Below are 26293 nucleotides of genomic sequence, written 5' to 3'. Positions count from 1 at the left end.
CTTGGAGATGCGACCATCATCGACCTTCTCGCCGAGACCGGAGATCTTTTTGCTTACGAGCATCCACGTCAATTAGTAAAACTAGCGGGACTCACCTTGCAAGAAAGTTCGTCGGGGCTACACAAAGGACAAAAGCGCATTTCAAAGCGAGGAAGACGCCGGCTCCGAGCCCTGCTATTCCGAGTGATGTTGCCCATGGTTCGCCATAATCAGGCGTTTAAAGCCTTGCATAGGTATTACACGACTCGCACCAAAAACCCGTTGCGTAAAAAACAGTCGATTGTCGTCCTGTGTGGCAAGCTCTTAAAGATTTTACACACGCTGGCAACGAAGCACCGGACCTTTAGTGAAGCTCAACTACTGAAAGACCTACCAATGTTTCAAGAAGCGCCTACAGCCTAAGCTAGCGGTGCAATCAAGAGGATGACACGGAGAAGCTGGCACCATTTTTTCCATCCGACCTCGAGTCCCTAAAGGAGCTTAGCCGGCCTCTGCCTTATGACTAGACCGAACGAAGGAATGTAGGCACGCGATGCCAAGAGACATGGGAGGGTCCGTCAGCATAAGCATTCGCAGAGATCCAAGGTGCATCACATAGACAGTCAAGATCACCTAATTTTATCCAGTGATCACCGCGAAGCGTAAGCTTGATCACCAGATCCTTGAAAAGATGAAAATACTTGTTTTAACACGAGAACAAAAATTTTTTTTGGCACTCAATCAGCGGCTGAAACCGTTGATCTATCAATGTTTATAGAGGGAGGCTTAGCTAAAAAAGGGAAAGCCTCACCCCTAAGGATGATGCCTCCCTTTTTGACCTCGATCCGTAAACACACCAACCTCTACCTCTCTCGAATCATCACCGACGAAACAGCACTTGCTGCGATTTTATCGTTCTGCTTCAAATTGGCAACAACGTAGGCAATGGTTCTCCCAATTTTTTCTACTCTCGCCTCGACCAAAACGGTCCCAGGCGCAATCGCTCGATGAAAGGTCACATTTAAATTAATCGAACCGAACGATTGGTTCTCGTTTAATAAAGAAGAGACCGCATAGGCCATCGTGATGTCTGCCGCTGAAGAGACAAAGCCGCCCATCACCACCCCCACTCCGTTGAGAAAACGTTCATCAGGCTCCCATTTCGCATGGGCTGTCCCAGTGTTCGCCTGCATGATCACAATATTAAGGGTTTTGTCACAGCTCGGAGGCTCTTTCCCTTCTAACACAACGTCCATCAAATCGTGCGGCACGTTCATCCTCTCCTTACGTCGGTTGCTTTGTGCGTTTTTCTTTTTTGGGTGGCTGATGAATGGCTTTTCCGTCCCATTCCTCTGCACTTTCCATAAACACTTCCAAATAGGAAGGGTGTGGATACATCGGAAACATCACATCCTCGTCTCTCCCTGCCATTTCAAGCACTAACGTACCGGTAGCGATCATCTCAACCGCCCCTTCTCCGATCATATGCACGCCAAGGATTTCGTCTGATTGCTCATCTTTTATGAGGGTGCAAAGGCCGTCGCCTTTCCCCGTGATCATCGCATAGCCATTGCTGCGAAAAGGGACCGTGCTTGTGTTAATTTCGCGTCCGGCTTGCTCGGCTTCTTTGGAGGTCCAGCCAACACTCGCGATAGGGGGCAGGGTGCGGAACACTCTCGGGGTAAATGTATCGTCCCACTCAGCTTTTTGCCCCGCCAGTCTTTCGGCGAGAACCTTCCCTTGTTTGATCGCTTTTGTCGCAAGCGGCTCTCCGACCAAGACATCTCCAATCGCCCAAATGTTTTTCCGCGCTGTCTGAAAGGAATCTGAGACATGGATATGGCCGCTTTCACTTCGTTCGATGCCAAGACGCTCTAACCCGAGCCCTTCTGTATTACCCAGCCAGGAGGCAGATTGATAGAGATGAGTGCCTGCGATGACTTTGGTTTCTCCTCCTTTGACATACGATACGTCAATTCCCTCTGCATGTTGTGTTACGTCAAGAATCTCTACATCTTTCAGCACAGAAATTCCAGCTTTTTTGGCTGCTCGCCATAGTTCTTTTTCGATGGAAGGTTCGATGTTCGTTTCACCTGCAACGATGGTGACGTCGCTCCCCAAATGTTGATAGCTAAAGGCCGCTTCTAAGGATATGTAGTCACATCCAACCACCACGAACTTCTGTGGAAGCGATTCTTGCTGAAACAGCGTGTGTGCATTTACAGCGGCTTTACTACTAGGGCGCTGGCCAGTAGCGATCACCGCATGTTGAAACTGATAGACGTCAAAGTTATGGCCATTTTCAACTCCTATCCGGTCTTCTGACAGGAAGGTAGCTTCTCCCTCTACGACTTCGATTTTTTGCGCCTTACATAGTTGATGCACCCCTTGCCGAAGTTGGTGAACCACCTTTGCTTGATGCGTGTGTAACGCTTGCCAGTCGAAGTTGCCAGTAGGGGCGGGAATGCCGATGTGCTCGTTTTGTTTTGCTTGTTTCCATTGTTCGGCCGCGTATGTGTGGACTTTGGAGGGGATGCACCCTTGATTCAGGCAAACCCCTCCAAGTTGGTTTCTTTCCACGAGCAACACATCTAAACCGAGCTGTGCGGCTCGAATCGCGGTATGGTAGCCGCCAGGCCCTCCGCCAATGACAATCAGCTGACGTTCTTGCGCAATTTCCCCTACAACCACTTACATCAGCTCCATTATGAGACGTTTTGGTTCTTCTAGTAACTCGACCCATCGATTCGTAAAGGCAACCGCCGTCCCTCCATCTGCGACTCGATGGTCGAACGCCATGGATAGTGTCATCACATGGCCAATTTCAATTGTATCGTTTGTCGTAACAATCGGTCGCTTTTTCGTTTTATGGATCGCGAGCAACCCGGTTTGTGGAGCATTAATGATCGGGGTCGCCCCTGTGCTTCCGAGCGGACCGACATTGCTTATGGTAAACGTGCCTCCGCTTAATTCTTCGGGCTTTAGCTGGTTTTCCTGTGCTTTTTTCGTTAATGCCTTCATTTCTTGGTCGATCGTCCGCAATGACTTTTCTTCTGCATGCTTCAGCACTGGAACAATTAAGCCTTCTTGAGCATCTGTAGCTAGACCGATGTGACAATGTGGATAGAGCTGGATTTCCCCTTCGTCTTCGTCAAGCCTCGCATTAAAGATCGGAAACTCTTGTAATGCAGTCACCACCGCTTTAATGAAATAGGCACCTAGCGAAAATTCAATCCCTGCTTGCCTGCATTCCGCTCTCCATTTCATTAATTTCGTGAGATTGGCTTCTTCAAAATGCGTGACGTGTGGAATCGTGAACAACGATTGCGTCATCTTGTTCGCAATTTGTTTTCTTCTCCCCGCAAAAGGAATGGTTGTTGGACGTTTGCTTTCTTTCTCCTGTGGCTGTGACTCTGGCTCTTTTGGTGCGGTTTTTTCCTCACTCGCATAACGAATAAACGCATACACATCTTCATCCGTGACTCTGCCACTTGGTCCAGTGCCCTGCACTTGTTCAATGTCGATATCATTTTCTCTGGCAATTTTTCGTGTGTAAGGCGCGGCCATCACTCGACGAAAGGGTTTCTCATTCGTTTTCAAAATCGAGGTCACGAATGTTTGACTTCGGCTTTCGCTTAGTTCGTTCTTCTCTTCCGCTACGGCTACCGGTTCCTCGTCTTCCCCTTCAAGTACGACCAACGTCGTCCCCACCTGAACTGTCTCACCTCGATTGACTAAGATCTCCTTGACTCGACCTGGGTGAGGGGCCGATAATTCAGCGGCGACTTTGTCTGTTTGCACTTCGACTAGCGGCTGATCCACCTTCACCTCATCCCCGACATTGATAAAGTAGTGAAGAATCTCGCCTTCTGTCATTCCTTCTCCGATGTCATGCAATTTGACTTCAATCATTCCTTTCACCTCCCCATTAAAATGTGATCACGCGTTCAATTGCGGCTTGCACGCGCTTGTCATTTGGCATGTACTCCTCTTCCAGGGCAAAGAGCGGGGTTGGGACATCAAACCCGGTCACGCGCTCGACTGGCGCTTTCATATATAAAAAGGAGGTATCATTAATTAATGAGATAAGGTCATTCCCGAGCCCTCCTGTCGCATGAGCTTCATGAACCACTACTGCTCTCCCCGTCTTTTGCACCGACGCTGAAATCATATCCTTATCCAGAGGGTACAAGGAACGCAAATCAATTACTTCGCAGGAAATCCCTTTTTCCTCCATCGCCGCCGCTGCTTTTTGGATGACCGGGACCATCGCCCCCCACGCCATTAACGTCACATCCGTACCTTCCGATAGTTTTTTTGCTTTTCCAATTTCAACCTGGTAAAAGCCTTGTGGTACCTCTTCTCGCGCTCCTCGATAAATGCGCATCGATTCCAGAAACAGCACAGGGTCCGGGTCCTCGATCGCTGAGAGCAAGAGCCCCTTCGCATCCATCGGGCTGGATGGGCACACGACCTTAATCCCGGGCATATGAGTGAACAGTGATTCCGTAGAGTCGGAATGGATTTCAGGCGCACGAATGCCCGCGCCGTATGGCGCTCGTATCACCATCGGGACATGATAATGGCCCATCGTTCGCATTCGTATTCTTGTGACATGGGTCATAATTTGTTCAAAAGCAGGATAGATGAATCCTAAAAACTGCATCTCCGCTACTGGTTTGGTGCCGTTCACCGCCATGCCAACCGCAGTGCCAATAATGCCCGCCTCGCTTAACGGCGTATCGATGACGCGATCTTCACCAAACATGGCTTGCAGTCCATCCGTGGCTCGGAACACACCGCCGCTTTTTCCGATATCTTCCCCTAACAACAAGACATCTTCGTCCGTTTCCAGCTTGTATTTCAATCCATCGGTGATCGCTTGCACCATATTTAAAGAGGTCGTTTTCGCTTGCTCCGTCGGCTGACGTTTCTCTACTTCAATCATTGGGTAACCTCCCTCAAATGCTGGATGTATTGTTCTTTTTGCTGCCGGATGGTCCAAACCGGTGTCGCAAAGACATGGTCAAACAAATCACTGACTTGCGCTTTCGGGTATTGTTCCATCGCATCCACCGCTTCGTTGATTTCTTCTTCGACTTCTTTTTCCAACGCCTCTTTCCATTCATCGGTATATCCGCCCGTTTGCTTCATGTACCATTCCAGACGCTGCAAGGGGTCGTTTGCTTTTCTTCGTTCCTCGCTCTTCGCTTGGTCGCGATACTTCGTCGGATCATCCGCTGTTGTATGCGCCCCAAACCTCCACGTCACGGCTTCAATTAAGGTAGGTCCCTTGCCTTCTCTGGCTCTTTTTAGTGCCTCCTCCACTGTTTTATATACAGCCACCACATCATTCCCGTCGACGCGTTTCCCAGGCATGCCGTAGGCGACGGATTTTTGCGCAATCGTTTCTGAATTCATCTGTTTATGAATGGGAACGGAAATTGCGTACTCGTTGTTTTGACAAAAAAAGACAACAGGCGCATGGAAAACGCTTGCAAAATTAAGCCCCTCGTGAAAATCGCCTTCCGATGTGGCCCCGTCTCCAAAATACGCAATCGCTGCATGCGACGTCCCTTTTCTCTTTTCCGCCATGGCTGCTCCCACCGCATGAGGGATCTGTGTGGCAATCGGCACCGCTGGAGGAAAGATGTGCTGCCCATCCGGAGGTACACAGCCTTCGACCCTTCCGTTCCAGTAGAGGAAGGTTCTCATCATGTCTGCCCCAAACGTGAGCGTAGCTCCATGATCTCTATACGTAGGAAAGAGCCAATCTTCGTTTTGCAGCGCTAATGCACTTCCAACTTGAGCCGCTTCCTGTCCTTCAAACATCGCGTACGTTCCAAGTCGGCCCTGCCTTTGCAACCGCACCGCTTTTCGATCAAACATTCGAATGCGTAGCATATGTCGATAAAAGAGCTGGAGTAGCTGTTCATCGACGGGCGCTTCCTCCGTTGTCCATTGCCCGTTTGTATCAATACATTGATAGAGAGAGAATGCTTCCATACCCCGGTCATCTCCTTTTAGTTGCGAATATTCCACTTCGGTCTTAGACGATTCGTGAAAAAACTATTACGCTTCTTACGTTCTTCAATTCGACGTTCACACATGCGATTGGCTGCATCTACCGTCGAGATGTTGTGGAGTTCCGACTGCTTAAACACTTCAGTCAGGGCGTCATAGATCGCGTTCGTCTTCGCAAGAACCCGTTCTTCATTCCCTCCGTAGAGCTCATCGGCTACTTGGATCAAGCCTCCACCATTGACAATATAATCAGGAGCGTACAAGATTCCTTTTCTATGAAGGGTTTGCCCATGTCTTTCTTCTTTTAATTGATTGTTTGCCGAGCCAGCAATGGCTTTCACTTTCAGGCTCGAAATCGACTCATCATGAAGAAGAGCCCCCCTCGCACAAGGAACAAACACATCTGCAGGTACTGCGTAGATGTCATCGCCGTTCACGACTTGAACGCTTCTCCCAAGTTCCATTCCTCTCTTCCGAACCTGATCAATGGGCGTTTGCTGAAGGTCTGAGATAAAGAGGTCCCCGCCTTCTTCAAGCAATTGCAGAGCGACCTTTACCCCTACTTTTCCGAGCCCCTGAATGGCATAGGTTTTCCCTGCAAGCGTGCTTCTTTCAAAGGCTACATGGTTCACGGCTCTCAGACTGTTCATCACACCTTCTGCTGTCGGGACGGACGAATCCCCACTGCCACCGTACGATTTCGGCACACCAACAATGCAGTGCGTTTCTTTTAAGGAATGGATAAAGTCATCCATCGTCGTACCCATGTCTGTTCCCGTATAGAAGCGCCCGTTTAATGATTCAACAAACTGACCAAAGGCCCGAAACAAATCGGCAGACTTATCTTTCTCCGGGTCTCCGATAATCACGGCCTTTCCTCCGCCAAAATCAACGTCAGCGGCCGCACACTTTTGCGTCATCCCGCGCGATAACCGCAACACATCGTCTAACGCTTCCTTCGTTGATTCGTATGGGTACATCCGGCATCCGCCGAGGGCTGGCCCCAGCGTCGTGTCATGGATGGCAATAATCGCTTTCAGCCCCGATACGTTGTCATTGCAAAAGACCACTTGTTCATGTTCAGACACCTCTTGGAAGATGTCTAGTTCGGTAGAGTGAGCCAAAGGAGTAAGATTCATAGGTATCATCCTTTACATCATAGTAAGTTTTTACGGAGCAATAAGCCCGGCAACAAAGGAAAACGCGCCAATGACATCAAGGAAAACAATAATGATCGCCAGCGGAGCTACATACTTAATGAGAATAAACCACCCTGCGAAAACTCGTTTCCCTAAACTCCCGCCTTCCTTGAATTCTGCAAACAGCGTTGCTCGAGAAATTTTCAACGGGACAAAAATAGCGATTAACAGCGCTCCAAGCGGCATTAAAATATTGCTCACTAGAAAATCAATCGCGTCGAAAATGATGTTTCCAAAAATCTGGACCTCGCCCCAGACGCCATACGAAAGCGCTGAAGGAACACCAGCTATAAAAATGAGCGTTCCAAACAGCCAAGCGGCTTTCTTTCGTTTATGGTCATCGCCCTTGGTACGTGCTGCGACAATGATCTCAAGCATAGAAAAAGCGGAGGTTAACGCAGCGAATAGAAATAACACTAAAAAAATGAACAGAAAAAACGTTCCAAAGGGCATCTGGTCAAAAACCGTAGGCAAAACATTGAACAATAGCACAGGGCCTTCATCCGGGCTCATGTTAAAAGAAAAGACGGCAGGAAAAATTGCTAAGCCCGCTAATAAGGCAACAAAGAAATTCATCGCCACTACGGAAGTTGCCGATTGTACAATGTTCTCCTCTTTGGATAAGTACGAACTATACGTGACCATTACGGAGACGCCAATGCTTAGGGCGAAAAACGACTGACCCATCGCAAACAACACTGTTTCCGACGTGATGGTTGAGAAGTCCGGACTCAAAAAGAATTCCAGCCCTTCCATCGCCCCTTCTAACGTCACCGAGCGTATGACCAAAGCCAAAAATAAAATGAACAACGCTGGCATCATAAATGTACTGGCCCGTTCAATGCCTCCTTTTACCCCTTTGGCCACAACAACCATGACCATCACCATAAAGGCTAGTTGGGCAAATACCGACAAAGCAGGGTTGCTAATCGTTTCGCCAAAGATTGTTTCATATTCGGCTGCTCCCAGTCCCGTAAGAGCACCTGTGATGGTTTTCCAAATATAAATGACTACCCAGCCGCCTACGACGCTGTAAAAAGATAATAAGAGAAAACAAGTGACAATGCCTAGCTTTCCAATGAGATCCCAGGAAGAATTCGGAGCTATCGCCCGATAAGAATCAACGGCATTCTTTTGTGTACTGCGCCCAATGACAAACTCCGCAATCAACAGGGGCAGCCCCACTAAAACAGTAAACAGAATAAAAATAACAAAAAACGCACCTCCGCCACTCGTTCCAGCTACGTATGGGAACTTCCAAATAGCCCCAAGTCCCACCGCTGAACCCGCCGCAGCAAAAACAAAAGCAAGTTTGGACGACCATTGTTGTTGGTTCACTTTTTCCTCTCCTTCCCCAATATCAGAAAACGCTTACAAAAGACGCAAGAACTATCCTCCCTCATATTTTTATAATAACGTTATTACAACGTTATATTATCAAAAGTAATGTTATTTAGCAACAATGATTAGTGGACCTTGCTTACAAAACGTTTCCTTATACTAACCTGCATAGTGAAGTATTTGCGTCGGATTACCCGTTTTTACGAGACTACCATATATCATTAATGAAACGAAAATATTATATTCGTTATAACATTAACAGGACGATGCTCCCTTCTTCTTGCGCATGCTCCAAAGAGAGCACCGTCCGTCATCTATACTGCTTTTTCTTCTTCGCTAACGTCTTCTCGCTTCTGCTTCCGTCTCATCCCTATAAGGAGGAAATACAGGGCGAGGCCTATGCCAATTCCCCACGCGGGTCCTAAATAAGCCGTTACCATCCCGATCGCAAGAATCATGCCCCCAGTCGTTTGATCTTCAACCATCGACATCGCCACATAGGCACACGCAAATCCCGTCAACAGCAAAGCGACGGATAAAGCGACCGGGAAGAGCGGCGTGATGACGCCAATGACCGGCAAGAGCAAACCGAGAGGAATGGCCAAGATGTAGAAGTTCATCGGCCCGGAGAAAATCGTATCCATGATTTCTCTGCCTTTTTTATATCGTTCAATGATGAACACTTGCACGCCTACCCAAATCGGTCCATGAAGCCAGAGAAGCGGTCCAACTGTTAACACTTGTAAGAGATTTCGAGCGGCCAACACATAATGACTGCGTGTGGCGTTGATGTCAATTTTCTCATCTCTGCGCGCTTGATCTGCGCCTTTCAAAAGCGTGTCTGCGATCAAGAGATCACTGAAAGCCAGCACATAAATCAGAACCGCCAGCGGGAGAGCCGCTAGAAAAATTTCCACAGGAGGCAATCCGACGGACCAAACGGACATCGCCGCAAACGTTTCTGTAACCGGCGGTATAAAAACCCCCCACGAGATATTAAACACAACCTCGCCTGAAATAACGCCGACAATGCCGGCCCCGATAAACGCAATTAATAGCGCGTTTCCTCCAACCATTAGCTTGGTTTTCGTATCTGCCATCTGTTTAAACGGAATGGAATAAAACAATAGAAGTACGATCACCCAAGCCGTAATTAAAGAGAAAGGCATTTCCGGCAAACGGTTCAGTTCGGACTGAAAGGCGGCAATCGCCCCTCCCATAATCACCCCTGCTTTTAATACAGTCGGTATGATGCTATTGAATTTAGCCCCAAACCCAGTCACTCCAAAAAACAAGAAAAGAACGGTGGCAATAAGAAACAAGGCTGTAAGCGCATGGATGGTTTCAACACCCGGTGTAAACGCATTCAAAAAGACGAATGTTAACGGCAGAGCCGGCGTAATTCCTCCTCCTGCATAGATGTCACCGAAAAACATGGTTTGGGCAAGAACGAAAAACAAAAATACCAAGCTCAGCGTCCAAGCCACCTCAAAGGAAACATCAAAGTACTGCATGGCTAATGGCGTGACCGAACCACAGGTTGCAAGCAGAATCAGCCCGCCTTGAATATGCTGACTCGGCTTCATTTCCACATGAATTCCCGGCAGTCTCATGGTAAACGGGCCCCACTTAATCCCCGGATGGACCTGACCAAAATCGCGTTTTCTTCTCATAGGCATCCTCTTTTCCCCGAATATAGTATGACCATACGTACCCTTTGCCTTGTTTCATCTAGGATGCTTTTAAAGAAATATGGCAAAACCGTCGATCTGTGATAACACCCAGTAAACCCTGTGGGGACGCATCATGCCAACAATAGGTTTTGACGAAGAACCTTACCGGCTCTCTGATGAGGAGGAACGAAGCAAGCGTGCTGCTTGCTTTTCAATTTGAGCTTTCGCCTCGCTCATCATCGTCTTTAGCAGTTCACTCACGGACGGTATGTCTTGAATCAGACCCGCAATTTGTCCGCTGTTCATAAAACCGTTCTCCTCATCGCCTTCGATCGCCCCTTTAACATGTTGAAACTCTGAAGTCATTTCCATATAGTCGGCAAGCGCAAGCGACTCTTTTTCTAAGCCGAGAATTTTTTCGCTGTAGGCTCCTTTTAAAACACGCCTCACCTGACCGAGCGACCTCCCAAGCACAACGGTCTCTTGATCCGTCGCTTGAAGCACTCGCTGTTTATACGCTTCATGATAAGGAGCTTCTTTTGTCGCGATGAAGCGCGTGCCCATTTGTACCCCAGAAGCCCCCAACATAAGGGCAGCAGCGAGCCCTCGACCGTCGGCAATGCCACCTGCTGCGACTACGGGAATACTCACATGCGCACAAATCTGGGGAATAAGCGTGAACGTCGTCAGCTCGGCAGGAGAATTAATTCCAGCTGCTTCCACACCTTCAGCTACGAGCACATCCGCTCCCCCCGCCTCCGCTCCCATAGCATGGCCGACACCGGCAACGAGACAGATCACGATGATTCCTTCTGCTTGAAGCAGAGGAATATAAGGCTTGGGATTTCCTGCCGACAAGGAGACCACAGGCACATCTTGTTCCATCACCAACTGAATGAGTTCCTTTGTATACGGGCTCACATTCATTGGAATATTCACAGCAAACGGTCTGTCGGTCTTTGCCTTTGTTTCTTGGATGAGGCCGTAGACTTTCTCCGGTGACATCGTACCGCAGCCGATTGTGCCAAGTCCCCCAGCCTCTGAAACGCTCGCCACAAGGCCCGCATCACTAATGTTGCCCATGCCCCCCTGAATAATGGGATGCTCGATCTGCAATGTCTCGCAAATGGTTCTCACATCTCCACCCCTCTCCCGTTACTCACTTGAATCTTTGATAATGAGCGGATGATCATTCGCATCGTACGTCTTTTCTTTTCGTCTGAGATCATTGTCCTGCTCAAACACCGCTTCAAAAAAACGACTCGCCGGCTCTGCTAGCAGTTTATAATACTGACTGAACAGGAGCATGGCGTGGCTTCCGCTCCATTTCGATGGAAGAAGCTCCCTTGGAAGCCCTGGATCGACAAACAGAAACTTCCGATATTCATGGACAAGCTTCGTTCGCTCCACAAAGCACTCCGCGTCTGTCATCTCTCCTCTAGCAATCACGCTCTGGTGAACAATAAACTGGCGGCTATAGGTAGAGATAAAGCTTTCGTACTTCTCTTCAATCTCCTCTAGCGGCCAACTCTTCTCTACAAGCGTGTGATTCTCTTTTGGACTTTTGTAAATTGCTTCAAAGAAGTCAACGTAGTCATGAATGCCGTACTTTTTTATGAGTGTTTCCAATTCCTTTTCCAAATTGTTTGGTGAGATCCAGCATGAGTTCGAGAAGCTGCCAAACCCACTCCATAGCAGCTCCTTCCTGAGCCCATCACGAATTTGCCGTTGGTCTTCAGGAATTTTGTACATGAGGATGCGCCACTTCCCGTCCCATTCATGCTGTTCAAACTTGAAGATTCTTTTCGCCGCTTCATCTATACGTTCCACGCCTTGGGGCGTCAAGAAGTAATAGCTTTTCGTTCCTTGTCGTTCCGATTGCAGCCAGCCTTGCTTCACCATTCGGGAGACCGCCACGCGAACCCCCTGTTCATTATGACCAAATTCTTTGAGCAAGCGGATCAAACTTCCAATCCAAATCTTATTGCCATAGTGGCGAATATAATCTCCATAAATCGTAAAAATCATCGACTGCGTGTTGGCACCCATCTGTATCACCTTTCTATGTACCTAACGTTTTTTAAACGGTACAGACTATCACTATTATAAAGAGATATAGATAGAGCGCAACCTTATTTGCCTGAAAAATTCGGTTCTCTCCTTTCAGCAAACGCCTGAAGGGCTTCCATACGGTCTTGTGTCATTAACGTTCGTTCATAAGCCTTTGCTTCTACGCCCATTCCTGTTTGGATATCCGTATTCATCCCTTGAACGATGGCATGTTTTGCTTGCCTTAAAGCCACAGGGCCGTTTTTCATCATCGCATGCGCCAGTTCAACGGACGCGTGCAGGATTTGATCACGGGGCCTCACCGCTAACACAATGCCGAGATCAAGCGCTTCTTCTGCAGAAATCGTTTTCGCTGTCAGAATGAGTTCCTTGGCTTTCATTTCTCCAATGAGGCGCGGAAGCCGTTGCGTTCCGCCTGCCCCTGGAATGATCGCCCAACTCGTTTCCGTCAACCCCATGGAGGCGCCTTGCGCAGCAATCGCAAAATCGCAAGCAAGCAGCCATTCAAATCCCCCGCCTAACGCATAGCCATTCACTGCCGCAATTGTCGGTTGAGGGAGGGAAGCAATCGACTGAAAGACGCGCTGAATCGCTGCCACATTTCGTCTTGTTTCCGCCTCTGTCAGGTGCTGGCGCTCTTTCAGATCGGCGCCTGCACTGAACGCCTTTTCGCCAGCGCCTGTAAAAATAACGACGCGGATCGAGGAGGAATACGAGATCTGCTCCACAATGGCTTGTAATGTAGAAAGCGTCTCGTAATCAAAGCAGTTGAGCACGTCCGGTCGGTTAATGGTGACATAGCCAATGTGGTCTCTCTCCTCAAAGAGAACTTTTTCCATATTCTGTTCCTCTTTCCTTTAGCGAACATTCTCGACGATAGTGGAAATGCCTTGGCCCACCCCAACGCACATTGTCGCCAGTCCATGTTTCGCCTGTTGTCTCTTCATTTCATACAGCAGCGTTGTCAAAATTCGAGCCCCACTTGCTCCGAGCGGATGACCGAAAGCAATGGCGCCACCGTTTACATTGACCTTTGTTTGATCAAGCTCGAGCTCGCGAATACAGGCGAGAGACTGAGCGGCGAAGGCTTCATTTAATTCAATCAAATCGAGGTCCTGGATCGTCAAGTTCGCACGACCCAACGCCTTACGGGTAGCCTCAATCGGTCCAAGCCCCATCACCGCAGGCTCTATACCCGCCACAGCCCCTGTCACATACTTCGCTAAAGGCTCGAACCCTAACGCTTCCGCCTTTTCGGCCGTCATCAGCAGCAACGCGCTCGCACCGTCGTTGACGCCCGAAGCGTTTCCAGCAGTGACGGTCCCCCCTGGAAAAATTGGTTTCAGCTTCCCTAGTTTGTCGATCGTTGTATCTGGACGCGGATGTTCATCTTGTTCAATTATGATAGTGTTCCCTTTTCGGTCTTTGAAGGTCACCGGAACAATTTCTTCTGAAAAGCGTCCAGTTTCCATCGCTTTCCTCGCCCGGTCCTGGCTTTGCAAGGCAAATGCATCTTGGTCTTCCCTTGAGACATTGTAACGCTCTGCCACATTCTCCGCCGTTTTTGGCATCGAGTCGGATCCATACATCTCTTCTAATTTCTGATTCGTAAAGCGCCAGCCGATCGTCGTGTCTTGCAGTTCCATCGACCCACGAGGATAATCGACTTCTGGCTTGCCCATTACATAGGGTGCTCGCGTCATGCTTTCGGTTCCGCCAGCGATAAAAATATCGCCCTCCCCTATGGTAATCGCTCGTGCCGCATAGGTGACGGCATCCAGCCCTGAGCCGCATAAGCGGTTCAGCGTTGTGCCGCCGACGCTCACTGGCAGTCCAGCAAGCAACGCCGACATCCGAGCGACATCCCGATTATCCTCTCCCGCTTGATTGGCATTCCCGAAGACGACATCTTCAATTTCCTCGGGTAACAGCTTATCATTCCGTTCGATCAGGGCCTTGATCACGACTGCTCCTAAATCATCAGGGCGGACACTTTTCAGCGCTCCTTTGTATCGGCCAATCGGCGTTCGTACCGCATCGACAACGACAACTTCTCTCATTTCTTCACACCCTCGCCTGTCTCTGTGTAGTCGTATATGCCTTTTCCGGATTTACGTCCAAGTCGACCCGCTTTCACATACTGTTCTAAAAGCGGAGCGGGGCGGTACTTCTCCCCTAGTTTCTCATGCAAATAGTTTAAATTGTTTAGTCTGGCGTCAAGTCCAACCAGATCGACGAGTTCAAACGGACCCATGGGATAATTCAGTCCTAGTTTGATCGCCTTATCGATTTCCTCTGCCGTTCCGAGTCCTTCTTGTAGCATGTAGAAAGCTTCATTGCCAACAAGCGCACTCATTCTGCTTGTCACAAATCCCGGAAATTCATGAATAACCACCGTTTCTTTCCCCATTGCTTCCGCTACGCTTCGTATCGTTTCCGCCGTTTCCTCACTCGTTTCGAGCCCACGAACGATTTCCACAAGCGGCATTTTATGTACAGGGTTGAAGAAGTGCATCCCAATGGTCTTCTCCGGCCTGTTTGCGTAGGAGGCAATCTCTGTCGGGCTCATCGTCGACGTATTTGTCGCAAACAAAGCGTGAGCAGGTGCATCGCGTTCCATCTGCTCAAACACCGATTGTTTCAGCTCCGCTTTTTCGGGAACGGCTTCAATGATCAGATATGCGGTGGAAGCAGCCGCCTTGAGATCACGGCTATAGGAAAGATTCGCCTGCCCCTTTTCCGCTTGTTCTCTCGTGAGCTTCTTTCGCTCAATCCCTTTTTCAAAAACCGAACCAATCTCGTTTTTCGCATTCTCGAGGGCCGCTTCATTTACATCGACGAGCGTCACGATATAGCCCCCTGCCGCTGCGACATAAGCAATGCCGCGTCCCATTACCCCTGAACCGACGACCACGATCTCTTTCATCTCTTCGCCTCCTCTCCTTTTCTTAAGAAAACGTGCGAATATGCCTGTTGACACATTCGCACATGGCTCGTTACATGCCGAATGGATTCAGCGGACGGCTTCCATAGTACGAGAGGATGCTCTTCGTTTCTGTATACAGATCCAGCGTCTCAATGCACAATTCACGACCAAAGCCAGACTGCTTATAGCCTCCAAACGGTGTGCCAGGGAAAGCAGAGAATGGGCAGTTGACCATAACAATTCCTGCGCGAATTGCGTTTGCCACTCGCTTGATGCGTCCATCATTGGTCGACCAGATGGACGAACCAAGTCCGTACTCTGTGTCATTGGCCAGCTTGATCACTTCTTTTTCATCTTTGAACGTCGAAACCACGACAACCGGTCCGAAGATTTCTTCTTTGACCACTTTCATATCCTGCGTCACTTGGCCGATGATTGTCGGCTCATACCAGTAACCGCCTTCGAATCCTTCAACAGAAGCAGGCTTTCCTCCGGTTATCACCTCGGCTCCCTCTTCGATCGCCGATTGAACATAGGCATCAATGACATTGAGTTGATTTTGGTCAATAATGGATCCGATATGGGTGCCTTTATCTAATGGGTTCCCAAGCTTAAGCTGCTTGGTCTTCTCCACGAACTTCGCCATAAACTCATCATAAATGTCTTCATGAATATAGAGACGGGAACGCGCTTCACATGATTGTCCTGTATTGTAGAAAATCCCAAACAGCGAACCGTCTACAGCCGCTTCCAAGTCCGCATCGGCAAACACAATGTTTGGCGATTTCCCGCCAAGTTCAAGCGTGACGCGCTTCAACGTTTCAGACGCACTTCCCATAATTTCTTTACCAATTGGCGTCGACCCGGTGAAAGCGACTTTGTCGACATCTTCATGCTCCACCAAGTAATTCCCTATTTCAGAACCAGATCCTGGCACAATGTTGACCACACCTGCTGGCACTCCTGCTTCTGTACAGATCTCTCCTAGTAAAATCGCGGTAAGCGGTGTAAGGCTTGCTGGCTTCACGACAATCGAGCAGCCAACAGCGATTGCAGGCGCGACTTTCCAAGAAGCCATCATGAGCGGGTAATTCCAAGGAATAATTTGCGCACAAACGCCGAGTGGCTCTTTTTCTGTATAGTTATGGAACTGACCAGGGACATTGTTGACCGTGCCTCTATGCCCGACAATCGCACCCGCATAGAATTCAAAGTTCTCAATCGCTTGACTCACTTGGCCTTGAGCAGCCGACAGCGATTTGCCCGTATCAAGAATTTCTAGTTCCACGATCTCATTAAAACGAGAGCGCATAATGTCGGCGATTTTATGAAGCACTTTGGCCCGACGACCGACGGGATACTTCTTCCATTTCCCGTTTTCAAAGGCATCTCGTGCAGCGGCTACGGCTCGATCCGCATCTGCGGTCGACGCCTTCGCCACTTCAGCAAGCACTTCCCCTGTTGCCGGATTGACGGTACGCATCGTGCGGCCACTTTCGCTCTCCACCGTTTCTCCGTTAATGAACAACCCATAAAAATCACGTTTGACTGCTTGGCTTTCAACTGTTGCTTGAGACATAACTGATCTCTCCTTTTTATTGACCTGTAAATACAGGCTTCCGTTTTTCGATAAATGCGTTTACGCCTTCGCGGTGATCCATCGTTTGCCCGGCGATCCGTTGTGCCTGGGCTTCTTGATTTAAATAGACATCGAGCTCAGCACCTACTTGCTTCATCTGGCGTTTGATCAACCCGATCGCTTTCGTTGGCATCGCCGCAAGTTTGGAAGCAAAGGCAGCACTCTCCCGCTCCCATGCCTCCCCTGAAACCACTTGTGTTGCGAGTCCGTATTCATAAGCCTGCTGGGCTGTCACTTTCTGACCGAGAATCGCCAGCTCTAAGGCCTTGGCCTCTCCGATCATTTTTGCTAAAAAGGCGAGGTTGCCCGAGTCGGGAACTAAGCCGACATGAATGAACGCATTCACGAAGCTGGCCGATTCGTGGACGATGCGGAAATCGCAGGCAAGCGCCAAGCTAAACCCAGCCCCTGCCGCTACCCCGTTCACCCCGGCCACGACCGGTTTCTCACAGCGGCGAATCTGCTTGATCATTGGTGCATACTGCTCACGAATCATCTCTCCATGATCGACGCCCTCATCGACCTCCGCCAAATCCTGCCCTGAACAAAAGGCGCGACCCGCCCCCGTTAACAGAATGCAGCGAACATCCGAGGACGCTTCCGCTTGTTTAAACGCCTTTTTCACCTCTGCCGTCATCTTGGCAACAAAGGCATTCAGTTTATCAGGCCGGTCCAAGACGATGCGGCCAACACCATCCTCGACCGTATACTGTACATAGTCCATCGTTATCTCCCTTTAAAATGTGGCGTTCTCTTCTCCACAAACGCTTGCATGCCTTCCGTTTGATCCTCTGAGGCGAAGAGGAGGTAGAAGTTCTTTCGTTCGTACTGCATCCCTTCATATAAGGAAGCATCGACGGCTTTATTAACCGAGTCTTTGATCATTCGCAGGGAGAGGGGCGGCTTCTTAGCAAGCTCTTTGGCCAACCGCATCGCTTCTTCTTGCAACGCTTCTGGATGGACGATTCGGTTGATCACGGCATGGGCCAGCGCCGCTTCCGCCTGGATCCGCTCTCCCGTGAACAACCACTCAAGCGCTTTCGTTCGTCCGACGAGCTTCGTCAATCGCTGCGTTCCTCCCGCCCCCGGCATCACCCCAAGTTGAACTTCAGGAAAGGAGAACTCGGTATGGGCCGCCGCGATCACAAGATCACAGCAAAGCGCGAGCTCAAACCCTCCCCCAAACACAAAGCCGTGAACAGCGCCAATGATTGGCTTTTTAATCAAGGCGAGTCGATCCCAATCAGCAAATGGATTCAGACGTTCGAGACTCACTGGATCATCCGCCATCATTTCATCAATGTCCGCGCCCGAGGAGAACGCACGCCCTCTGCCGGTTACGAGAATGACAACCACGCGTTCATCTTGGTCAAATGCCTCCGCCGCCTCAATCACCTCACGAACCATCGCGCGGTTGAGCGCGTTGAAATGATCCGGGCGGTTGAGTTCAATGCGCGCTACCCCGTCTTCCACCGTTGTCTCAAGGTAGGTGTATCCAGACACTACTCCTCCTCACCAATCATGAGCGTGACAAGCTTTCCGGCGAAGCCCATAAGGTCCTTTCCAGACGCTTTTCCTTCTTCTGAACGGAGGCCGTTTTTCAAATCATCGATGCTGTCGTACGTCATTTCACACATCAAGTAGTACGGAGACTCTTCTCCCATTGGTGTCCCTGAGAATTTGGTGACCTTCATTTCCTTAAGCCCAGGGATCTTTGCCGTAATAGGACTATGAACATTGAAGTAATGCTCATCAAATGCCGCCTTGTCTTCCGGATGCTTATAAAGTGCGATTAGTTTTGCCATACATAATCTCTCCTCTTTTTTACATAATGGTCGATACAGGTTTCATGGCTTCAAACGGATTCTTACAGCCTTTGCAGTAGAGAATGCTTCGACAAGCGGTCGGTCCAAAAATGTTATCCATAGTTACGTAGGTCGATGTGCAGTACGGACAATCGACGTGCCAGCTGCCATCTTCCTCCAAGTACCTCGGGGGCGGGGCAATGCCGAATTCTTTTAAGGATTCTCGGCCTTTCTCCGTGATCCGCTCTGAGGTCCAAGGGGGATGCTGCACAAACGTGACTTCTACACTTCCCACCTTTGGGATTTCACGAATCGCTTTTTCAATGTTCTGTTGAATGATTGGCAGTGCCGGGCAGCCAAGGAATGTCGGCAAGACCACCACCGCGACATCATCTCCGGCGATCTCGATCTTTTCCACCATTCCAAGGTCAACGATGCTGACAGTGTCAATCTCTGGATCCTTGACATGCTCAAGACGCTTGATCACTTCTTCTTTGAGTGAAGATGTAGCGGTGGTTCCTTGCATGAGACTTCTCCTTTCATTTCCGGTTACCAGGAGGCCGTTAGATCCGAACGGTAGACTTCGGAAAGAGTGGCAATGGCACTCTCCAGCTCGGTGGTGTGCTCTTTGTTTCGCCCGTTTTGTGTGCAGGCGACGGAAAGCTGTTCGCTTGATACACCCACGGATTGCAGCACTGGCTCCATTTTTTCGACCCATCTTTGATAAAGGACGCCCTCTTCCTCAATTAACCCCGCTTCTTGAATGCGGCTAGCGTCCTCTCCGTAGGAAAACACATCCCCAAAGTCGGCCATCACGGCTTGAATGGCGTCGTTCATTTTTTCTTTGGCTTCATCCGTGGAGGAGAGGAGCTGTGTGAACCACGTTTTCCAATGAAGCAGATGGTAGTACAGTTCCATATTGACCTTCGTCGCCACTTCGGCAAGGGGCGCATACGCACTCGTCTTTAGCGAATCGATTTTGACTTTCTTCGCTTGCGAGTAGAAGTAGTTTCGAACCACCGCATAGGCCCAGTCGTAAGTGGGTGTGCCCATATAAGACCCTTCGCCGTTGACCCGCTCCACAAGGATGCTGTTTCTCCGCTCGCCCGCCGCTCGCCCATGAGCCAGCTCATCAGCAGCGTCCAAACCGAGACCCTCAGCGAGTTTGTAAAACATCGCGGCATGGCCCATCATATCTTGACTAATAGAGGCCGATGCGACATCTTCTTCAATGTGAGGAGCAAGGCCTAGCCACTCTGAGCCGCGAAACGAAAAGATAAAATCGTCATCAGCGAGTTGAAGCAACAGGCTAATAATCGCCTCTTGATGCTCTGTTTGAGTCGTGCTTTTTTCCTCGTTCATTTGCTCTCACCTCCAGACCACGATAGAATTTCTTTCTCATCCAGCATCTGCTGTTCGTACTTGCGCCATTTCTTCTTCAAGTAGCCGTACCCCTTGGTGTTGCGGTAATCCTTGTTGTCCAGACGGTGAAGCGATGCTTTCTCGTCTTGGTTAAGGCCACGAATATTTCCTCGTTCCACCACCCAGATGTCGGCCACTGGTTCACGCCGCATGAAATTTTCCTGCGCCATGACGAGAGCTAGCTCCTCATTCGGCGCGACGAGACTGAACTGATGCGAAAAAGCGGACGCCGGTGTGCGCTTTGAGAACACTTCAAACTCTTTGTAAAACGTCTTTTCCTGATCCATCCCCATTCCCCCTCCTTCACACGGTTGCACTAAGCGCTCTTCGCACCCATGCGTTGTTTTCATAAGAAACGCGACGAAGATTCAGTCGTTCTTCAGAGCGCGGCCCTTGATTTTTCGTGATTTTCTTAAATTCATTCCAGTCTGGCTGCTGATATTCCCACCATTCTTTTTCCTCATCATAATGAAGCGTTGGATCCGGAATCGTTAAGCCTAGCGAAAGAACGCGAGGAATGTATTTGGATAGGAAGCTTTGGCGTAGCTCCTCGTTCGTGCTAGAACGAATCTTGTATTTGATCGTCACATCCTGCTTTGACGAACCGGTCGTTGCTTTGCCAGCTGGACCAAAAAACATCAGTAGCGACTCCCACCAGCGATCGAGCGCTTCCTGGATCATTGCTTTTTGTTTGTCATTTCCTTCCGCAAGCGCTAAGATGATCGACTCGCCGTGCTGGGCGTGGAAGACCTCCTCTGCACAAATGCGCTTTAATGCACGCGCGTAAGGCCCGTAGGATGCGCCTAACATATTTGTCTGTGTAATAATCGCTGCCCCGTCGACCAACCAGCCAATGATTCCCGCATCCGCCCATGTTTTGGTAGGCATGTGAAAGACGTTATGAAACTTCAAATCTCCGGAAAACAAGTCTTGCATTAAGTCCCCACGATCTCTTCCGTACGGCTTCATTAAATCCTCCACCACCCGTAAGAGCAGCTGCCCATGCCCCATTTCGTCTTGTACTTTTGCCATGATGCCAAGCTTTCGATTTAAAGATGGCGCTCTTGGCACCCATTCTTTTTCCGGCAAGGCCCCCATAATTTCACTAATGCCGTGCATGGAAATCAGCTTAATGAGCGTCACTCGGTATTCTTCCGGCATCCACTCATCCGCTTCAATCTTATCCCCTGACTCAATTCGCGCCATAAAATGCTCCATGCGTTCTTCATCCGTTGTCGCTTCCATGAGCGTACCCATGATCATCACCCTTTCTATAACTTTCAATGAACGTTTTCTTTTTTTCCGTTATATTGAAACCTCCACAAAACCTTACGACTCCTGAAGACTATAGATTGGCTCATTTGAAACCTTAATTGACTCGGTTGGACATTCATCGGCTGCATCCTCTAGATCATCATGAAGTTCTTCAGGGACTTCTGCACGCCCCTCGTTATCGTCCAGATGAACAAAGGCAAAGCCTTCATCGTTATAGTCAAAGATCTCTGGAGCACTTGCCCCGCAAGAACCACACGCGATGCACGTCTCCTGATTCACACATACGTATTTGGCCATCTCCGAAAACCTCCTATTATCATGCTTTCTATTTAGATACCGCGGCCTTCTTTTCCTCACCCATGATGCTCGTGCTATGAAGGGGTTGAACTTTGGATGCTGGATCAATATAGACTTTCGCGTTGCTAATCGCTGTTGGCGCCTCTCCAAAGCCGCTCGCAATGAGTTTGACTTTGCCATCATACGTACAAATATCTCCTGCTGCGTAGATGCCTTCAATGTTCGTTTCCATTCTCGAATTCACAACGATCGAGTTCTTTTCTATTTCTAGGCTCCAGTCTTTAATCGGGCCCAGTGTTGAGATAAACCCGTAGTTCACGAGAACCGCATCCACATCGACCACTCTTTTTTCCTCCGCTTTGACTTTCTCAAGCACGACTTGCTCTACTTGATGTTCTCCGAGCAATTCGGTCGGTGCGTAAGGAGTCAACACTTCTACGGAGGAGTTTTTTAGTTTCTCAACGCTATGTTCATGGGCGCGGAAAGCATCCCTTCGGTGAACAATCTTTACACTTTTGGCAATCGGTTCAAGCATCAACGCCCAGTCCACAGCTGAATCCCCGCCGCCAAAGACGGCGATGTCCTTTCCAACAAACTGATGCAGGTCATTCACAAAGTAATGGATGTTGGTCTCTGCGAACTGTTTCTCCGACTCCAGCTTCATTTTCCGTGGCTGAAACGCCCCATTTCCGGCGGTGATAATGATCGTTTTCGTCCAATGAGTGGCGGCGTTTGTCGTAAGCTTGAACATCCCACCCAATTGTTTTTCTACTTCCATAACTTCTTCCTCTAAGCAAACCGTCGCCTCAAACTGTCTCATTTGCGCCGTCAGCTGATCGACTAATTCCTGGGCGGGCACCTTCGGAAAACCCGCCACATCGTAAATGAATTTCTCCGGATAGAGAGCGGATAACTGTCCACCTAACTGGGGAAGGCTTTCAATAATCTTCACCGACATTTGCCGCATCCCACCGTAAAAGGCGGTAAACAATCCGACCGGTCCTCCACCAATAATCGTGACATCAAACACATGCGGTTGATCGCTCATCCAACCACTCCTTCTCTTTTTCTCTTACACACCGACGGAATCAACTTTTCTTGCGTCGACAATGCGAATCGCTTTCCCTTCTGAACGCGGGATGGAATTCGGCTCCTGAATCACCGTCTCAATGGAGACAAGGCACGCGGATTTGATCTGTTGCTGGATCTCCTTCTTGAGCTGCTTGACGAGGTCGTGTTTGAGATCCGATCCAACTTCTTTATATAAACGCTTGCCAATCTCAACATGCAGCCTGACACCTTCCATGGTCCCGTTCATCACACGATGAATTTGGTAGTGAGGAACCAATCCCTTTATTTCTAATAGGACCCGTTCCATTTCAGAAGGAAAGACATTCACCCCTCGCAAAATCATCATGTCGTCGGTTCTGCCTTTAACGCGAGACATCCGTGTCGTCGTCCTGCCGCACTGGCAGCGCTCTCGAGTAATCGAGGCAATATCCCCAGTACGGTAGCGAATGATTGGCAACGCTTCCTTTGTTAAACTGGTAAACACAAGCTCTCCATCTTCGCCCTCAGCTACAGGCTCAAGCGTCTTTGGATCAATCACCTCCACAAGAAAATGGTCGTCGGCAATATGTAGTCCATCCTGCGCCTCATGACACTCAATCGACACCCCAGGTCCCATGATTTCACTCAGCCCGTAAATATCGACCGCTTTCAAATTCAGCTTTTCTTCAAGCGTTTTGCGCATCCCCTCAGACCAAGGTTCAGCCCCAAAAATCCCATACTTTAAGCCGAGCTCTCTCGTGTCAATCCCCATATCCTCCATCTTCTCTGCCACATTGAGGATATAGGAAGGTGTGCCGCAAATGCCTTTTGGTTTAAAATCTTGGATTAATGTAATCTGTCTTTCCGTATTTCCACCTGAGACCGGTACGGTAGCCGCCCCCAATTCCTCCGCTCCACAATGGATGCCTAGCCCGCCGGTGAATAGCCCGTAGCCATAGGCATTATGTAGAATGTCTGATTTCGTGCCCCCAGCAGCTACGATCGCCCGTGCAACAATCGTTGCCCAAGCTTTCAAATCATTTTTCGTATAGCCAACAACCGTCGGCTTTCCGCTCGTTCCAGAGGACCCGTGAATCCGAACAACATCCTCAGTGGGAACAGCAAACAATCCAAATGGATACTGATCACGTAAGTCCTGCTTTTTTGTGAAAGGGAGCTTCGTGATGTCAGAGATGTCGACGATGTCTTCAGGAAAGGTTCCCTCTTCCGCAAATTTATTTCGGTAGAACGGAACCTTTTCATAAACCGTTCTCACTGTCGTTTGAAGACGTGTACGTTGACGTTCCTCGATTTCCGTGCGGCTCGCTGCTTCCACTTCAGGATTGAACATCGGTACCATCTCCTTCTGCTTTTTCATCTATTCGCTTGTTGAATAATAACAATTTAAATACTAACGTTTTTTACACGTGATATAATTATAAAATAACACCATATGAAACCGCTGTCAACGGGTATCGTAGAAAATTTGTCTATCGCTCGATCGGCACGAAATAATGATCTTTTCGGTAGGCTACTGCCTCCATTGAAGCGATTAATTCGTCATCACTTTCAACGTTTATTTTGTACCAGGCCGTCTTGTAATTCTTCTTTTCTTCAGTCGCCGTTGCCACAAGGCGAGCCCCTTTCTTTCCCGCCGCCATAAAGTTAATCGTTGTTGAGAGACCGACGGACGTCTTTCCATACGAATTGCATGCCACAGCAAACACATAATCAGCAATCGCGAATGTCACAGCCCCGTGAACCGTTCCGTGCGAATTTAACATATGATTCGCTACATCTAATTCTGCAACGGCTCTCCCTTCCCCGATCTCCACTAGCTGAATCCCTAAAAATTGAGCATACGGCTCCTGCTTCATGACATGGAAGATCTGTTCTTTGTGCTGATGGTGAAGCTCGTTTTCATTGATTGTCGGTTTCATAACCAGCCCTCCTAACAAATAACACTTTATCGTCAAACGTTATATTTAAGTGATGTAAAAAAGAGTAATACACGGTGTAAGCGTTGTCAAATGATTTCCAGAAAAATATAGGGTGAGCATTGACCCTCGGCAGGGCATCTTTGTCACATCGATCCATAGGAAAAAACCGCAGTCCACCTTCCACTGCGGTTTTTTCTCACCCATTTATTCAGGGCAAGACCTGCCACCCGCAACGCTCCTCAACGCTGCGGGTATCTATATTTAAACTACGCTTAGCTGATTCCTAGCTCCGTTCTCTAAATTCCTGGTTCATAAACCTTTCCACCACGAAGATGATCGAAGGTTTCTTTTGCCTGTTCAAGAATATTGTCTTTATTTAAAAGCAGGTCATAGGCAGAAAGCGCCATCGTGCTCGCCGCAAGATGCATGCCCTTATACCCGAGCTGAGTTCCAAATGAAGCGGTCGCCTGCCAAGAGTGCAAGGCGGTTCCTACTGGTGCACATGCTGTCGAAACCATACCTGTCGGAACCACCCAGCTCACATCCCCAACATCCGTCGAACCCGGAATGGATGCATCGGCTTGATAAGGGGCGAAGGTAACAGCTGTTGGCAGTAGTTCCTCCATTGTTTTTCCGGAGGTAGGCAGAGACTGTGCGAGCTGTTGGGCGAATGCCTCTTCCTCGTCTGTATAGGTAAGCGGGTTGCTTTCCTGCATATTTTTATACATTAGTTCATTCAGTGGATCATTGGGCAAGGTATCATAGGCGAATGCCAAGATCTCGGACTCTACGTCCGTTTCATTCATCAATGCCGCGCCTTTAGCAATATTTTTTAACCTAAGCAGAATTTCTTCCACTTCTTCTTTTGAACGTGCTCGGAGAAAGTACCAGACGGAGGCTGTTTCCGGAACAATGTTTGGCGCACGTCCCCCATCTGTAATCGTGTAATGGATACGTGTGCCGTCGGGAACATGTTCCCGCAGATAGTTTGCGCCAATATTCATGAGTTCCACACTGTCGAGCGCACTTCTTCCGGCTTCCGGGGATGCGGCTGCATGAGCCGGCTTTCCTGTGAAATAGAATTTAATCGAAACCATTGACTGCATGCGTTTGTACATGACAGCATTGGATGTCATCGGATGCCAAGTTAGCGCACTATCGAGATCGTCAAAGACACCAGCCTTGGCCATATACGTCTTTCCGGACAACACTTCCTCTGCTGGGCAGCCATAATAGCGAATGGTCCCCTCAACCTCTCCTCTGTCCATCATTTCCTTCACGGCCATCACCGCTTCGACACCTGCCGTCCCCAGAAGATTGTGTCCACAGCCATGTCCGGGACCATTTTTGACAATTTCTTCTTTCACCGGACTGTTTTTTTGAGAGAGACCGGGGAGGGCATCAAATTCGCCAAGGATGCCGATCACCGGCTTCCCCTGTCCATATTCTGCAATAAAAGCCGTGTCGATGTCTCCTACCGGGTGGGTGATGCGGAACCCGCCTTCTTTCAAGGCTGTTCTCTGCCGTTCACTCGCATACTGTTCTTCATAAGCAATCTGCGGATGGTCCCAAATATCCTGAGCCATGGCGGTAAAGGTTTGTTTATGCTGTTCAATCCATTCGATGATTGCTGCTTTATTCATTTGCTTTCAC

27 protein-coding genes are annotated in these 26293 nt (G+C 49.1%); 1 reads left to right on the top strand and 26 read right to left on the bottom strand.

Annotated elements, in window-relative coordinates:
- The coding region (locus AVZ68_RS10095; RefSeq protein WP_157404630.1) for a transposase at positions 1-402 on the top strand (402 nt) is incomplete at its 5' end.
- A gap of 440 nt (positions 403-842) precedes the next feature.
- On the opposite strand, the gene AVZ68_RS10090 is transcribed toward AVZ68_RS10095, so the two are convergent.
- The 26 genes from AVZ68_RS10090 to AVZ68_RS09965 all read right to left on the bottom strand — a co-directional run bounded on the left by AVZ68_RS10090 (position 843) and on the right by AVZ68_RS09965 (position 26283).
- Positions 843-1235, bottom strand: coding sequence for a PaaI family thioesterase (locus AVZ68_RS10090; RefSeq protein WP_437182689.1), 393 nt, complete (start codon positions 1233-1235; stop codon positions 843-845).
- A gap of 28 nt (positions 1236-1263) precedes the next feature.
- Positions 1264-2670 carry a dihydrolipoyl dehydrogenase family protein gene (locus AVZ68_RS10085; protein WP_059104419.1) on the bottom strand — a complete coding sequence of 469 codons (1407 nt, stop codon included), beginning with the start codon at positions 2668-2670 and terminating at the stop codon, positions 1264-1266.
- Positions 2671-3891: a dihydrolipoamide acetyltransferase family protein gene (locus AVZ68_RS10080; protein ID WP_059104418.1), complete on the bottom strand. Its 1221-nt coding sequence runs from the start codon at positions 3889-3891 to the stop codon at positions 2671-2673.
- 16 nt (positions 3892-3907) lie between these two features.
- Positions 3908-4927 (bottom strand): alpha-ketoacid dehydrogenase subunit beta, encoded by a 1020-nt coding sequence (locus AVZ68_RS10075; protein WP_059104417.1) that lies wholly within the window; start codon positions 4925-4927, stop codon positions 3908-3910.
- Entirely contained in the window at positions 4924-5985 is a 1062-nt protein-coding gene (pdhA, locus tag AVZ68_RS10070; RefSeq protein WP_059104416.1) for a pyruvate dehydrogenase (acetyl-transferring) E1 component subunit alpha, read from the bottom strand. The genes AVZ68_RS10075 and pdhA overlap by 4 nt, the downstream gene beginning before the upstream one ends.
- A gap of 17 nt (positions 5986-6002) precedes the next feature.
- Entirely contained in the window at positions 6003-7142 is a 1140-nt protein-coding gene (locus tag AVZ68_RS10065) for a Leu/Phe/Val dehydrogenase (RefSeq protein ID WP_059104415.1), read from the bottom strand.
- Positions 7143-7172: 30 nt separating this feature from the next.
- On the bottom strand, positions 7173-8540 hold the full coding sequence (locus AVZ68_RS10060) for a sodium-dependent transporter (protein WP_059104414.1): 1368 nt from the start codon (positions 8538-8540) through the stop codon (positions 7173-7175).
- A 317-nt stretch (positions 8541-8857) separates the two neighbouring features.
- The gene (locus AVZ68_RS10055; protein ID WP_059104413.1) at positions 8858-10216 is read right to left on the bottom strand and encodes a hypothetical protein; all 1359 of its coding nucleotides are present in this window, start codon (positions 10214-10216) and stop codon (positions 8858-8860) included.
- Between the two features lie 162 nt (positions 10217-10378).
- Positions 10379-11353: an NAD(P)H-dependent flavin oxidoreductase gene (locus AVZ68_RS10050; RefSeq protein WP_082676472.1), complete on the bottom strand. Its 975-nt coding sequence runs from the start codon at positions 11351-11353 to the stop codon at positions 10379-10381.
- An 18-nt stretch (positions 11354-11371) separates the two neighbouring features.
- Positions 11372-12265, bottom strand: coding sequence for a phenylacetic acid degradation operon negative regulatory protein PaaX (paaX, locus tag AVZ68_RS10045; RefSeq protein WP_059104412.1), 894 nt, complete (start codon positions 12263-12265; stop codon positions 11372-11374).
- Between the two features lie 83 nt (positions 12266-12348).
- Positions 12349-13125: an enoyl-CoA hydratase-related protein gene (locus tag AVZ68_RS10040; protein ID WP_059104411.1), complete on the bottom strand. Its 777-nt coding sequence runs from the start codon at positions 13123-13125 to the stop codon at positions 12349-12351.
- A gap of 18 nt (positions 13126-13143) precedes the next feature.
- Positions 13144-14346 (bottom strand): acetyl-CoA C-acyltransferase, encoded by a 1203-nt coding sequence (locus AVZ68_RS10035; protein WP_059104410.1) that lies wholly within the window; start codon positions 14344-14346, stop codon positions 13144-13146.
- A complete protein-coding gene (locus AVZ68_RS10030) occupies positions 14343-15212 on the bottom strand; it encodes a 3-hydroxyacyl-CoA dehydrogenase (RefSeq protein WP_059104409.1) in 870 nt (289 codons plus the stop codon). Before AVZ68_RS10030 ends, AVZ68_RS10035 begins: the two co-directional genes overlap by 4 nt.
- Before the next feature lie 70 nt (positions 15213-15282).
- The gene (locus AVZ68_RS10025) at positions 15283-16791 is read right to left on the bottom strand and encodes an aldehyde dehydrogenase family protein (protein ID WP_059104408.1); all 1509 of its coding nucleotides are present in this window, start codon (positions 16789-16791) and stop codon (positions 15283-15285) included.
- Positions 16792-16807: 16 nt separating this feature from the next.
- Positions 16808-17575 (bottom strand): enoyl-CoA hydratase-related protein, encoded by a 768-nt coding sequence (locus AVZ68_RS10020; RefSeq protein ID WP_059104407.1) that lies wholly within the window; start codon positions 17573-17575, stop codon positions 16808-16810.
- Positions 17576-17577: 2 nt separating this feature from the next.
- The gene (locus AVZ68_RS10015) at positions 17578-18354 is read right to left on the bottom strand and encodes an enoyl-CoA hydratase/isomerase family protein (protein ID WP_059104406.1); all 777 of its coding nucleotides are present in this window, start codon (positions 18352-18354) and stop codon (positions 17578-17580) included.
- Positions 18354-18656, bottom strand: a complete 303-nt coding sequence (locus tag AVZ68_RS10010; protein ID WP_059104405.1) for an EthD family reductase — start codon at positions 18654-18656, stop codon at positions 18354-18356. Before AVZ68_RS10010 ends, AVZ68_RS10015 begins: the two co-directional genes overlap by 1 nt.
- 19 nt (positions 18657-18675) lie before the next feature.
- Positions 18676-19182, bottom strand: coding sequence for a 1,2-phenylacetyl-CoA epoxidase subunit PaaD (paaD, locus tag AVZ68_RS10005; protein ID WP_059104404.1), 507 nt, complete (start codon positions 19180-19182; stop codon positions 18676-18678).
- A gap of 23 nt (positions 19183-19205) precedes the next feature.
- Positions 19206-20018 carry a 1,2-phenylacetyl-CoA epoxidase subunit PaaC gene (gene paaC, locus AVZ68_RS10000; RefSeq protein WP_059104403.1) on the bottom strand — a complete coding sequence of 271 codons (813 nt, stop codon included), beginning with the start codon at positions 20016-20018 and terminating at the stop codon, positions 19206-19208.
- The gene (paaB, locus tag AVZ68_RS09995) at positions 20015-20365 is read right to left on the bottom strand and encodes a 1,2-phenylacetyl-CoA epoxidase subunit PaaB (protein WP_180316692.1); all 351 of its coding nucleotides are present in this window, start codon (positions 20363-20365) and stop codon (positions 20015-20017) included. The genes paaC and paaB overlap by 4 nt, the downstream gene beginning before the upstream one ends.
- A 16-nt stretch (positions 20366-20381) precedes the next feature.
- Positions 20382-21335, bottom strand: a complete 954-nt coding sequence (gene paaA / locus AVZ68_RS09990; RefSeq protein WP_157404629.1) for a 1,2-phenylacetyl-CoA epoxidase subunit PaaA — start codon at positions 21333-21335, stop codon at positions 20382-20384.
- A 72-nt stretch (positions 21336-21407) separates the two neighbouring features.
- Positions 21408-21650 carry a ferredoxin gene (locus AVZ68_RS09985; protein ID WP_059104401.1) on the bottom strand — a complete coding sequence of 81 codons (243 nt, stop codon included), beginning with the start codon at positions 21648-21650 and terminating at the stop codon, positions 21408-21410.
- 28 nt (positions 21651-21678) lie between these two features.
- Positions 21679-22698, bottom strand: coding sequence for an NAD(P)/FAD-dependent oxidoreductase (locus AVZ68_RS09980; RefSeq protein WP_059104400.1), 1020 nt, complete (start codon positions 22696-22698; stop codon positions 21679-21681).
- Between the two features lie 24 nt (positions 22699-22722).
- Complete coding sequence (locus AVZ68_RS09975; protein ID WP_059104399.1) at positions 22723-24051, bottom strand: phenylacetate--CoA ligase family protein; 1329 nt, start codon at positions 24049-24051, stop codon at positions 22723-22725.
- Between the two features lie 139 nt (positions 24052-24190).
- Positions 24191-24640, bottom strand: a complete 450-nt coding sequence (locus AVZ68_RS09970) for a PaaI family thioesterase (RefSeq protein ID WP_059104398.1) — start codon at positions 24638-24640, stop codon at positions 24191-24193.
- Between the two features lie 296 nt (positions 24641-24936).
- Entirely contained in the window at positions 24937-26283 is a 1347-nt protein-coding gene (locus tag AVZ68_RS09965) for an amidohydrolase (protein WP_059104397.1), read from the bottom strand.
- Positions 26284-26293: the final 10 nt, after the last annotated feature.

Origin of the sequence: Shouchella shacheensis (assembly GCF_001484965.1) — a bacterium.
In the GTDB taxonomy this organism is placed as follows: Bacteria; Bacillota; Bacilli; order Bacillales; family Bacillaceae_D; genus Shouchella; species Shouchella shacheensis.
The sequence above is the reverse complement of the archived record's forward strand: the minus strand, read 5'-3'. Positions and strand labels throughout refer to the sequence as shown.